The sequence below is a fragment of the Blastococcus sp. LR1 genome (genome assembly GCF_020166105.1).
GTDB lineage: Bacteria > Actinomycetota > Actinomycetes > Mycobacteriales > Geodermatophilaceae > Blastococcus.
Genome location: NZ_JAIUJY010000002.1, coordinates 106,516 through 118,632, shown reverse-complemented (window position 1 = coordinate 118,632; position 12,117 = coordinate 106,516). Strand labels below are relative to the sequence as shown.

Below are 12,117 nucleotides of genomic sequence, written 5' to 3'. Positions count from 1 at the left end.
CCATGCAGACCACCCGCGCGCTCGGGAGCCGTTACGTCCTCGAGCGGCAGCTCGGGTCCGGTGCGATGGGCACGGTGTGGGCCGCCGTCGACCAGCGGACCGGCGAAGAGGTCGCGGCGAAACTGCTGCGCCCCGAGTTCGCCCGCGACCCGGAGATCCTGACCAGGTTCGTCCAGGAGCGCTCGATCCTGCTCGACCTCGTCCACCCCAACGTGGTCCGGGTCCGGGACCTGGTGGTCGAGGGCGAGGACCTCGCCATCGTCATGGACCTGGTGCAGGGCGCCGACCTGCGCGCCCGGCTCCGGACGGCCGGCACCCTGGCACCCGGGGAGGCCGCACGGATCACCGCCGACGTCCTCGAGGCGCTCGCCGCCGCCCACACCGGCGGCGTGCTGCACCGCGACGTCAAGCCGGACAACGTGCTGCTCACCGCCGAGGAGCCGCCCGGCGTCCGCCTCGGTGACTTCAGCATCGCGCGGCTCGCGCAGGAGACGACCGTCCGGATGACCGGGGTCCTCGGCACGCCCGACTACATGGCGCCGGAGATCTTCACCGCCGAGACCGTCAGCGCGGCCTCCGACGTCTACGCGACCGGCGTCCTGCTCTACGAGCTGCTCGCCGGCCGGGCACCGTTCGCGGGCGGAGGCACCGGGTACGCGGTCGCCAACCGGCACGTCACCGCCGAGCCGCCGCCCATCGCCGGGCTGCCGCGGGAGCTCGACGCCGTGCTGCACGCGATGCTCGCGAAGGATCCCGCCCGCCGGCCGACGGCCGAGGACGCCGCCGCCTCACTGCGCGACCTGCTGCCCGCGCTCCAGGAGCTCCCTGCCCTGCCCGTCGCGCCCGAGCCGACCACCTGGAAGGCAGCCGGAACCGGTCCCGCGCCCGCTTTCGGCGTCCTCGGGCACCGGCCGGTCGACGAACTCGACCCCGGCCGCACCAACGTCAAGGCGGCGGCCGCCGAGTCCGCCCCGGAGCTGCCCGCACCCACGACCGGTGAGGCGGCAGCCTGGCTGGGCGCGAACTCCGACGGGGAGCTGGCCTCCGCCGAGACCCAGCTGCGCCAGCGGAAGGCTCCCGCGCACGCCGCTCCGGCGGTCGTCGAGGAACCCGAGGCTCCCCGCGGCTGGCTGCGCGACCGCCGCACCTGGCTGGTCGCGGCCGGCTCGCTGGTCACCGTGGGCGCGGTGGTGGGTGTCGTCGCGCTGACGGGCTCGGACAGCTCCGACGATCCCCGCGGCTCCGTCGGTGGAGGGGGCGGCGCCGCCGCTGAGGCGCTCGTCGTCGTCGGCCCGTCGGAGCAGCTGCCGTCCGGGCTGACCGTCGTCCGCGAGGGCTCCTACGACGCCGGGACCGGAACTCTGACGACGACCGTCACGTGGTCGGCCGAGACCGCGCTGGCCGGCCCGCTGTTCGAGTCGGTCCCCGCCGCCGAGGATGGCGAGGCGTGCCCGGACGTCTCCTGGTCGGTGGGCGCCGTCCGGGACGTGACGCCCGGCGTCCCGGTCACCGCCTGCGGGTGGGAGGTGCCGGTCGACGTCCCCGCCGGCTCCGAGGTCACCGCCAGCTACACGGCGCCGTTCGAGCTGGAGGACGACGGCGACGTCCAGGGCCTGCGGCAGCGTCTCGTCGACGCCGGCACCGCCACCGGCGACGCGCTCGACGGCCTGGTCGCGACCCCGGTCTACGCCGCCCAGCGGCTGGAGGACCTGGAGGTGCAGATCGACGGCCTCGTACGGGTGAGCGCGCCGGTCGGCATGGTCGTCGTGCCGGTGTGGCGGGGCACGAACCAGGCCGACAACATCTCCGTGCTGTTCAGCAGCCGCAACCCGCAGTCGAGCCTGCTGCTCCAGCAGCTCGGCGGCGAGCTCGAGGTCGGCACGGACGACTGCACGGGCTCCCTCGCGTTCACCGACCGGGTGCCGTACGCCAACACGGTGGGGTCCGCGTGCACGGTGTCGGTGCGCCTTGGTGAGATCGAGGCCCGCAGCCGCAGCTTCGACGTCCTGCAGAACAGCGCGGGCTGAATCCGAGAGGAAGTGCCGTGCGCGTCCAGGTGAGCGTCGGGGAGGTCGACGGCACGCTGCTCGACGTCGCCCTCGACGTCGACGACGACCTTCCGGTCAGCCGCGTCTGCGCGGAGCTGAGCCGGGTCTCCGGGATGCCCGCCGAGGGGCTCTGGATCGGCGGCGAGCGGCTCGAGGACGACCTGCCCGTGGGGGAGAGCGCCCTCGTCGACGGCAGCGTGGTGCACCTGTCCGAGGCGGCCGCCCTGGCGGCGCCCGCCGGGCCGCCCACCCGCGGCTGGCAGCTGCGAGTGCTCAGCGGGCCCAGCAGCGGGCTGGTCGCCGAGTTGCCGATGGGCGACCACGAGCTCGGCCGCAGCAGTGCCTTCGGGTTCGCCGACCGGTCCATGTCGCGCCGGCACGCCCTGCTCCGCGTCACCGCCGACGGCGCGACCCTGCGCGACCTCGGCTCGGCCAACGGCACCACGCTCGAGGGCGAGCCCGTGCCCGAGGACGACGACGGCGTGGAGGTGGCGCCCGGGCAGATCGTGCAGCTCGGCGACACCCAACTGGTCATCGGCCCGGCAGCGGTCTCCGACGCCGCGATCGAGCCGATGGCCCCGGGCACGCGGGCCTTCGTGCGCGCCCCGCGTCTGCTGCCCTCCACCCGGGAGGCGCGCATCCAGCTGCCCAAGGAGCCGCAGGCGCGCGAACCGCGCCGGTTCCCGATGGTCATGATCATCGCGCCGCTGGTCATCGGCATCGTCCTGGCGACCGTGCTGAACTCGCCGATCTACCTCATGTTCGCCATCGCCAGCCCGGTGATGATGATCAGCAACACCGTGGCCGATCGCCGGCACAGCGCGCGCGAGAACCGTCGCGCCCGCGAGGAGTACGAGCAGGACCTCGCCCGCGCGCACGAGCGGATCGAGACCGCGGTGGCCGAGGAGACGCTCCGTCGTCGGGACGCCCACCCCGATCCGGGCAGCGCGTTGCTCACCGCCGTGCTGCCGGGCCGGCGGCTGTGGGAACGGCGCCGCACCGACCCCGACGCCCTCGACCTGCGGCTGGGGTCGGCGGACCTGCCGGCGCGGGTCGTGGTGACCGATCGCTCGGGCAGCGACGAGCCACCGGAGCAGCGCGTCGTGCGGGCGGTGCCCGCGGTCGTCCCGCTGCGCGAGGCCGGGGTCGTGGGCCTGGCCGGTCCGGCCGAACCGCTGGCCGGGCTGCTGCGGTGGGTGGTCCTCCAGCTCGCGGTGCACCACCCGACGCGCGACCTCGCGCTCACCGTGCTCGCGCCGCGCGGGCGCACCGACTGGAACTGGGTCCGCTGGCTGCCGCACCTGCGCGCGGCCGACGGCGAAGGGCCGGTCGCCTTCGTCGGCAACGACCCGGAGACGGTGACCGCCCGGGTCGGGGAGCTCACCGCACTGATCAAGGCCCGCCGGGAGGCGGCCGGCAGCGGCAGTCGCCTGCAGGCCGAGTCGTTCCCCGCGCAGGTCCTCGTCGTCCACGGCTACCGCCCGCTGCGCGCGACCCCAGGGCTGGCCCAGGTGCTGCAGGACGGGCCGGCGGTCGGCGTCTACGCCATCTGCGCCGACGAGGAGGAGCGGTTCCTGCCCGAGGCGGCCACGGCCACCGCCGTGTTCGACCCGGCGGAGGAGGCCCAGCTCGTCGTCCGGCGCAGCGGCCACGACCCGGTGCCGGCGGTGCTCGCCGAGCCGATCTCCGCCGAGCTCGCCGAGCGCGCGGCCCGGGCGCTGGCGCCGCTGCGCGACGTCAGCCTGGAGGAGGACGACGCCGTCCTGCCCGACAGCGTGCGGCTGCTCGACGTGCTCGGCATGGAGCCGCCCAGCGTCGACGGCATCCGCGCCCGCTGGCAGATGGAGGGGCGGACCACCCGCCTCGTGGTCGGCTCCGGGCTGCACGGCCCGTTCAGCCTCGACCTGCGCACCGACGGTCCGCACGGCCTGATCGCGGGCACCACCGGCGCCGGCAAGTCCGAACTGCTGCAGACGATGATCGCGTCGCTGGCGGTGGCGAACCGGCCGGACGCGCTGAACTTCGTGCTGGTCGACTACAAGGGCGGCAGCGCGTTCAAGGACTGCGTCCACCTCCCGCACACCGTCGGCATGGTCACCGACCTCGACGCGCACCTGGTCGAGCGGGCGCTCACCTCTCTCGGTGCCGAGCTGAAGTACCGCGAGCACTGGCTCGCACGGGCCGGCGTCAAGGACATCGACGACTACATCGACCTGCAGGCCCGCGAGCCCGGCCGCCCACCGCTCCCGCGGCTGCTCATCGTCATCGACGAGTTCGCCTCGATGGCCCGGGAGCTGCCCGACTTCGTGACCGGTCTGGTCAACATCGCCCAGCGGGGCCGGTCGCTCGGCATCCACCTCATCCTGGCCACCCAGCGGCCCAGCGGGGTGGTGTCGCCCGAGATCAGGGCCAACACCAACCTGCGCATCTCGCTGCGGGTCACCGACGGTGCCGACAGCAGCGACGTGCTCGACGCCCCCGACGCCGCCCGCCTCCCCAAGTCCGCCCCCGGCCGCGGCTTCGCCCGGCTCGGGCACGGCGCACTGGTCCCGTTCCAGGCCGGCCGGATCGGGGGCCGCCGCCCCGGGCAGGGCGCAGTCGCCGCCGCGGTGCCGTTCGTCGTCCCCCTGGGATGGCACCAGGTCGGATACGCGGCCCCCCAGAAGCCGAAGACGGCGACCCGTCAGTCCGACGTCGAGATCACCGACCTCTCCGTGCTGGTCGAGGCGGTGCGCGGCGCGGCCGTCGCGGAGGACGTGCCGGCCCAGCGCAGTCCGTGGCTGGAGGCGTTGTCCTCCCGCGTGCTGGTCTCCGAGCTCGACGCCCCCGCGGCCGGCGCCGCGTCGTCGGCCCGGCTGCCCTTCGGTCTGCGCGACCTGCCCGCGCTGCAGGAACAGCAGGTGGCCGCCTTCGACCCGGCCACCGACGGGCACCTCCTGGTCATCGGCTCGCCGAAGAGCGGCCGCTCCCAGTTGCTGCGCACGCTGGCCGGCTCGGCCGGCGCGCGCTGCTCGACCAACGACGTGCACCTCTTCGCGCTCGACTGCGGCAACGGTGCGCTGCTGCCCCTGGCCGACCTGCCGCAGTGCGGCGCGGTCGTCACCCGGACGCAGACCGAGCGCGCCGCCCGGCTGCTCGACCGGCTGAAGCGCGAGCTGGAGCACCGGCAGCAGGTGCTGGCCGAGAGTGGTTACGCCGACATCGCCGAGCAGCGCCGGTCGGCGCCCACCGAGGAGCGGCTGCCGCACATCCTGCTGTTCCTCGACCGCTGGGAGGGCTACACGCCGACCCTCGGCGAGGTCGACGGCGGCCGGCTCACCGACATCCTCATGGCGATCGTCCGCGAGGGCGCCTCCGCCGGGATCTCCGTCGTGATCACCGGCGACCGGTCGCTGGGCACCTCCCGGCTGGCGTCGCTCACCGACAACAAGCTGGTCATGCGCCTGGCCGACCGGGGCGACTACCCGCTCATCGGTGTGCCGACCAGGCAGGTGCCCGACCAGATGCCGCCGGGCCGCGCGGTCACCGTCGACGGCACCCTGGAGACCCAGGTGGCACTGCTGTCGGAGGACGAGTCGGGCCAGGGCCAGGCGGCCGCCATCGCGGAGATCGCCAAGGCCGCGCACGTCCGTGACGCGCTCGTGCCCCGCTCGGCCCGACCGTTCCGGGTCGACGTCCTGCCCTCGCGGATCACCTTCGAGGCCGCCTGGGAGATGCGGCCGCCCGAGGCCGGTGCAGGCTTCGCCCTCGTCGGGGTCGGGGGCGATGAGCTGACGGCCACCGGCCCGGACCTGATCGGCAGCGGCTCCTCGGGGTTCGTGGTGGCCGGCCCCGGGCGGTCGGGGAAGAGCAGCGTCCTGATGGCGATGGCGGAGTCGCTGCTCCGGCAGGGCACCTCCGTCGTCGTCTGCGCGCCGAAGGCCTCACCGCTGCGCGGGCTGGCCGGGCGCGAGGGCGTGCTCGAGGTGATCGAGGAGGCGTCGACGCCGGCGGACCGCTGGAAGGAGCTGCTCAACGCCGACCCGAACCTGCCGCTGGTGCTGCTGCTCGACGACGGCGACGTGCTGCGGGACTGCCCGGCGTCGGAGGTCTTCCGCGAGGTCGTGAAGGGTTATGCGGGCCCCGGCCGCAGCCTGGTGCTGGCCGGGAACGCCGACAGCATCTGCACCGGCCTCTCGGGCTGGCAGGTGGACGCCAAGAAGTCGCGGCAGGGCGTGCTGCTCTCCCCGCAGGGCAGCACCGACGGCGACCTGATCGGCGTGCGGGTGCCGCGCGGCGCGATCGGCACCCCGGTCCAGCCCGGGCGCGGGCTGCTCCACCTGGGCGACAGCTCCCTGCTCACGGTCGCGATCCCGGCACCTCCGACGCCGTGACGAGTTCCGGTGCGCGGCGCCCCGGGCTCTCGGTAGCCGCCGTCTTCAGCGCTGCCGTCTCGGCTCTCCACCGGGCCACCCGGCGGACGATCCGGGTCCGCGCGGTGGTCTCCGGGCTCGGAGTGGGCCTGGGCCTGGTGCTGCTTCTCGCGGGGGTCGCCACAGATGGCAGCACCTTCACGATCGGCGCGGCGATCACCGGTGCGGTCGTGCTCGCCGTGTGCCCTATCGCGGCCGCGGGCGTCTCGCGCTACTCGCTCCGTATGCGCCGCGTGGCCCTCCAGCTGATCCGCGACTCGGGCGTCCCCGCCGCGGAGTCGGCTGCCCGGCGCTGACGGGCCCTGACCCGGACGCGACTGAGGCCGCCTCGCAGCAGCGAGGCGGCCTCAGTGGGGATGCGGCGTGGTCAGCGACCGAGCGCGCTGGACAGCTGGGCGTCGGCGTCGCGGAAGGTCGCGGCGGCCTGGTTCAGGTAGGAGGCCATGCCGTCGAGACCCTCGATGGTCTTCTTGGCGCCGAGCGTGAACTCCTCGTAGGAGGACCGGAAGGCCTGGCTGGAGCTGTCCGTGACGTAGCCGTCGGCGACGAGCTGCTCGACGAGGCTCTGGAGCTGCCCCAGCATGCCGTCGATCTCGGTGCGCCCGTTGGTCAGCCGACCGGCCGCTTCTTCCATCTGCTGGTAGGTGACGTTGACATTCGCCATGGTGATTCCTATCGGGGAGGTCGGGGGTGCAACCGAGCACCGGTGGATCGGATACGTCTGGGACCGTAACAGCGGAAATGGCGGCCCGCGCCCCCTCCCCGAATGCCTGTGGACAGGCGCGCGGGCCGGGGAAAGCGCAACCGGTGGCGCGCATCCTGCACGCACGTGATCACCTGCTGGGAGCGCTGGGAGACGACACATCGCAGGGGCGACGCCCTCGACCGCCTCGCCGAGAATGGGGACGACGGCGCGGGCACGAGCACTGCTGTCCGCCGTGCCCCCGAACTGCGTCCGCGGCTGCCGGCCGGGCGGCGGGGGCGCGGCCGATCGGAGTCGCGGCCCGCGCCCACGACCTGTTTGCTGGACGACGGGCAGGCGCCGGACCTGCCGGAAGCGGAGCGCGCAATGGTGCACAGGCTCGTCGTCAGCTACGGACCGCCGGAGGATCCAGCCGCCTTCGACGCGCACTACCGCGACGTGCACGCGCCACTGGCCCGGCAGATGCCCGGCCTCGTGCGGTTCACCATCGGCCACGCGAGCGCCATGGATCCCTCGCAGCCGGCGCCGTACCTCGTCGCCGAGCTCGACTTCGACTCCGAGGCGGCGATGGGCGAGGCGTTCGGCTCGCCCGAGGGACAGGCCGCGGCAGCCGACGTCCCGGGCTTCGCGACCGGCGGCGCCACCATGACCCACTACGACGTGCAGACGGTGGTCTGAGCCGTGAACGGTGCACAGGCACTCATCCGCACGCTGGTCGGCGCGGGCGTCGACGTCTGCTTCGCCAACCCGGGCACCTCGGAGATGCACTTCGTCGCCGCGCTGGACGACGTCCCCGAGATGCGCGCCGTGCTGACCCTCTTCGAGGGCGTGGCCACCGGCGCGGCCGACGGCTACGCGCGCATGGCCGGGCGGCCGGCGGTGACGCTGCTGCACCTCGGGCCGGGCATGGCCAACGGGATGGCCAACCTGCACAACGCCCGGCGGGGCAAGGCGCCGCTGCTCAACGTCGTGGGCGACCACGCGCGCTCGCACAAGCGGCTGGACGCGCCGCTGGAGTCCGACATCGACTCGGTCGCCGGCACCGTCTCCACCTGGGTGCGCCGCTCGTTGTCGCCGGCCGACGTCGCCGCCGACGCGGCCGAGGCGGTCGCCGCCATCGCGACCGGCGGGATCGCCACGCTCGTGCTCCCGGCCGACGTCTCCTGGGAGGACGGCGCCGAGGTCGCCGACGCGCAGGCCGTCCGGCCCGTGCCGCACGTGGCGCCGTCGGTCATCGACGACGTCGCCGAGGTGGTGCGCACCGGGGAGACGGTCGTCCTCTTCCTCGGAGGCGACGTCATGGCGAACGAGGCCGGCCAGCTCGCCGCCGCCCAGGTCGCCGCCGGAACCGGCGCGCGCCTGGTGGCCGAGACCTTCCCGGCCCGGGCGGCTCGTGGCGCCGGCCTGCCCGAGGTGCACCGGCTGCCCTATCCGCCGGAGATGGCGATGGCCGCGCTCGCCGGGACCACCCACCTGGTGCTGGCCGGCACGACCGCGCCGGTGCACTTCTTCGGCTACCCGGGCGTGCCCGGGCACCCGGTGCCGGAGGGCTGCACGGTGCACGTGCTCAGCAAGCCGGGGGAGGACGGCGTCGCCGCGATGCAGGCACTGGCCGACGCCGTCGCGCCGGACGCCAAGCCCGAGGTCGCCGAGTTCGAGCGCCCCGAGCTGCCCACCGGGAAGTTGGACCCGCGCACGATGTCGGCGGTCGTCGGCGCCCTGCTGCCGGAGAACGCGATCATCGTCGACGAGGCGCTCACCTCCGGTGTCGGGCTGACCGAGATGACCTCGGCCGGACCGCGGCACGACGTCCTCTCGCTGACCGGCGGGGCGATCGGCGACGGGCTGCCCATGGCGCTCGGTGCGGCGGTGGCCTGCCCGGACCGGCCGGTGATCGGGATCCAGGCGGACGGCAGCGCGATGTACACGATCCAGGCGCTGTGGAGCTACGCCCGCGAGCAGGCGAACGTCACCACGATCATCTGCGACAACGGCTCCTACGCGATCCTCGAGCACGAGCTGGAGAAGGTGGGCGCGGCCTCCGACGGTGAGCGGGCGCGCAAGCTGCTCGACCTCGGCGGTCCGGGCCTGGACTTCGTGTCGATCGCGCAGGGGCTGGGGGTGCCCGCCTCCCGCGCGACGACCGCGGAGGAGCTGGCCGAGCAGTTGCGGAAGGCGCTGGCCGAGCCGGGGCCGCACCTGATCGACGCCGTCCTGAGCTGAGGATCCGGGCCCTCGGGCCCTGTCCCGGCCGCGCGGCGGGGATCAGCATCGGACCGGGTCCACCAGGACCCGGTCCGGGTGCCGGACGGTGCCCGGGCGCGACCCGGCACGAGGAGCCGTCATGAGCGTCAAGCTCCAGCAGGGACCGAGGACCGTGCACCAGCCCGAGGGCCATCAGCGGCACGTGCGGAGCAGCGCACCCCCGGCTGCCGGGCCCGGCGAGCCGGCTCCCGGCCGGCCGGTGGGGAAGCGGGGCAGCGAGCTCCGGTCAGGCCTGCTCGCCCTCGGGGTGATCGGCTTCATCCTGCTCGCCTTCACCGCCATGGTGCTGCTCACCGCGCTCGCGGGCGGGGACACCTTCCTGGGCTGACCCCGGAACTGCCTGCACCTGGTCCCGGAGGTTTGCGGGGACGTCGGGAGCGGAGCCGGTGATCGCCGACGCGATCGCCGTCACGGCGGCCTCCACGTCGCGGGCGACCCTGGCCCCGTCCTCGGACTCGGAGTCGTGGACGAAGGCGGTCACGCCGCGTCGCATGCCGCAGAAGTCGACGACGCCGCGCTCGATCTGCGTGGCGAAGGACTGCGTGTACCCGTGCCGCGCGAACGACTCCGCGGCGGTGCCGGAGATGGGCAGCAGGTGCGCCGTCACCCGGCCCAGCTGCGGGACGACGCGGTCGTCGTCGTCGTAGGTGAAGGCCCATCCTGCGATGAACACCCGGTCGATCCACCCCTTGAGCAGCGCCGGCACGGACCACCAGTACACCGGGAAGACGAGCACGAGGTGGTCGGCGGCGTCGATGCGCCGCTGCTCGGCGGTGACGGCGGGGTCTGGTACGCCCCGGGTGACGTAGGTGCGCCGGTCGCCGGGGCTGAACCTCGGATCGAAGCCCTCCTGCGCGAGGTGCGCGAGAGCCGACCCCTCGGTGCCGATCAGCTCGCGCAGCCGTCGGGCGGCGGAGTGCGTGAGCGAGTCGGGGTCGGGATGGGCGGTCACGATGAGCGTGCTCATGCTCCTGGTCCTCCAGAGGGCTCGTGGACCGGCGGCGTCCGGTCAGCCGCGGGGGCGGGCACGGGTGGCCGATCGAGGCGGTCGGGCGCGCATGTGCTGGCGGACCTTCTCCAGCAGGCGGGTGAGCTCGGCGCCGTCCCCGGGGTCGAGGGCATCGAGGAGGATCTCGCGGACGACCGCCATGTGCCCCGGCAGGATCGCCTGGATGAGCGTGGTGCCGGACGGGGTCAGCGCGACCACCGTGCTGCGCTCGTCCTCCGGCGAGGGTGCGCGGGTGAGCAGACCCCGCTTCTCCAGCTGCTGCACCTGGTAGGTCAGGCCACTGCGACTGTGCACGAGCCGGTCGGCGATGGCGGTCATCGTCTGCGTCCCGGCGGCGTCCTCGGAGAGGATCGCCAGGATCTGGAACTGCACGAAGCTCAGGTCGCCTGACTCGCGCAGCTGCGCCTCGACGCCGTGCTGGACCAGCGCCCCGGCCTCCAGCAGCGCGAAGTACGGCGCGAACTCCGCCGGTGGTCCGCCGTGGCCGGTGCTGTCCGTCATGCCCTCATCCTAGAGTTGCTTCGAATTTGACACATCCTCCGTCCGGGTCTACCTTCGAATTCGAAGCAACGGACGAGAGGAACGACGATGACCATCACCGAGACCCTGCACCACGAGGCCATGTGGTCGCCGACCACGCTGGGCCGCATCGCCCTGCCGCACCGGCTGGCCATGGCGCCGATGACCCGGAGCCGGGCGACCGCCGACGGCCGGGTCACCGACCTGACGGCGACCTACTACACGCAGCGCGCGTCGCTGGCGATGCTGATCACCGAGGGCACCCAGCCCTCGGAGGACGGGCAGGGCTACCTGACGACGCCCGGCATCCACACGGAGGAGCAGGCGCAGGCCTGGCGGGCGATCGCCGACTCCGTGCACGCCGCCGGCTCCAGCCTGGTGATCCAGCTGATGCACGTCGGCCGGGTCGCGCACCCCTCCAACACCCCGCACGGACGGCCGCCGGTGGCGCCCTCGGCGGTCGCCGCGCAGGCGCAGATGTTCACCGCCTCCGGCCCGCAGCCGATGCCGGTGCCGCGGGAGATGACCACCGAGGACCTCGCGCAGACGGTCGCCGACTTCCGCCGGGCCGCCCGCCTCGCCGTCGAGGCCGGCGCCGACGGCGTGGAGCTCCATGGCGCCAACGGCTACCTGCTGCACCAGTTCCTCAGCACCAACGCCAACCGGCGCACCGACGCCTACGGCGGCTCGGTGGAGGGGCGGATCCGGTTCCCCGTCGAGGTCGCGGCCGCGGTGGCCGAGGAGATCGGCGCGGACCGGGTGGGCTTCCGCATCGCCCCCGGCAACCCGTTCAACGACATCGTCGAGGACGACGTCGCCGCGGTGTACCCGGCGCTCGTCGACGCGCTGGCCCCGCTGGGCCTGGCCTACCTGCACGTCGTGCAGGGCGAGGACGACGCGCTGCTGCGCACCCTGCGCGACCGCTGGCCCGGTGGGCTGGTCGTCAACCGCAGCGGCGCCGACCTCGCCAGCCGTGTCCAGGACGTCGAGGACGGGCTGGCCGACGTCGTCACCGTCGGCGTCCTGGCCCTGGCCAACCCCGACCTGGTCGAGCGGGTGCGCACCGGCGCTCCGCTCAACGCCCCCGACGGCGCCAGCTTCTACGGCGGCGACGAGCACGGCTACACCGACTACCCCCGACTCGGCGCCTGACCGCGCCCT

General features: G+C 74.3%; 9 protein-coding genes. 6 read left to right on the top strand and 3 right to left on the bottom strand.

Annotated features, from left to right (window positions below; translation table 11 throughout):
- The first annotated feature begins 2 nt into the window (after positions 1–2).
- The 3 genes from LBW97_RS05205 to LBW97_RS05195 are packed head-to-tail and all read left to right on the top strand — an operon-like array spanning position 3 to position 6,756.
- A complete protein-coding gene (locus tag LBW97_RS05205) occupies positions 3–2,027 on the top strand; it encodes a serine/threonine-protein kinase (protein WP_224498353.1) in 2,025 nt (674 codons plus the stop codon).
- A gap of 17 nt (positions 2,028–2,044) precedes the next feature.
- On the top strand, positions 2,045–6,421 hold the full coding sequence (locus LBW97_RS05200; protein WP_224498352.1) for an FtsK/SpoIIIE domain-containing protein: 4,377 nt from the start codon (positions 2,045–2,047) through the stop codon (positions 6,419–6,421).
- Positions 6,418–6,756, top strand: coding sequence for a hypothetical protein (locus LBW97_RS05195; RefSeq protein ID WP_224498351.1), 339 nt, complete (start codon positions 6,418–6,420; stop codon positions 6,754–6,756). Before LBW97_RS05200 ends, LBW97_RS05195 begins: the two co-directional genes overlap by 4 nt.
- A 71-nt stretch (positions 6,757–6,827) precedes the next feature.
- On the opposite strand, the gene LBW97_RS05190 is transcribed toward LBW97_RS05195, so the two are convergent.
- Positions 6,828–7,124 carry a WXG100 family type VII secretion target gene (locus tag LBW97_RS05190; protein WP_224498350.1) on the bottom strand — a complete coding sequence of 99 codons (297 nt, stop codon included), beginning with the start codon at positions 7,122–7,124 and terminating at the stop codon, positions 6,828–6,830.
- 405 nt (positions 7,125–7,529) lie between these two features.
- Between LBW97_RS05190 and LBW97_RS05185 the strand changes: the two genes are divergently transcribed.
- Positions 7,530–7,841: an EthD family reductase gene (locus tag LBW97_RS05185; RefSeq protein ID WP_224498349.1), complete on the top strand. Its 312-nt coding sequence runs from the start codon at positions 7,530–7,532 to the stop codon at positions 7,839–7,841.
- A gap of 3 nt (positions 7,842–7,844) precedes the next feature.
- The gene (locus tag LBW97_RS05180) at positions 7,845–9,386 is read left to right on the top strand and encodes an acetolactate synthase large subunit (RefSeq protein WP_224498348.1); all 1,542 of its coding nucleotides are present in this window, start codon (positions 7,845–7,847) and stop codon (positions 9,384–9,386) included.
- A gap of 268 nt (positions 9,387–9,654) precedes the next feature.
- Here LBW97_RS05180 and LBW97_RS05175 read toward each other — a convergent pair whose 3' ends face one another.
- Entirely contained in the window at positions 9,655–10,395 is a 741-nt protein-coding gene (locus tag LBW97_RS05175; protein ID WP_224498347.1) for an NAD(P)H-dependent oxidoreductase, read from the bottom strand.
- 42 nt (positions 10,396–10,437) lie between these two features.
- The gene (locus LBW97_RS05170) at positions 10,438–10,938 is read right to left on the bottom strand and encodes a MarR family winged helix-turn-helix transcriptional regulator (protein ID WP_224498346.1); all 501 of its coding nucleotides are present in this window, start codon (positions 10,936–10,938) and stop codon (positions 10,438–10,440) included.
- Between the two features lie 87 nt (positions 10,939–11,025).
- On the opposite strand from LBW97_RS05170, the gene LBW97_RS05165 reads away from it, so the two are divergent.
- Positions 11,026–12,108 carry an alkene reductase gene (locus tag LBW97_RS05165; protein ID WP_224498345.1) on the top strand — a complete coding sequence of 361 codons (1,083 nt, stop codon included), beginning with the start codon at positions 11,026–11,028 and terminating at the stop codon, positions 12,106–12,108.
- Positions 12,109–12,117: the final 9 nt, after the last annotated feature.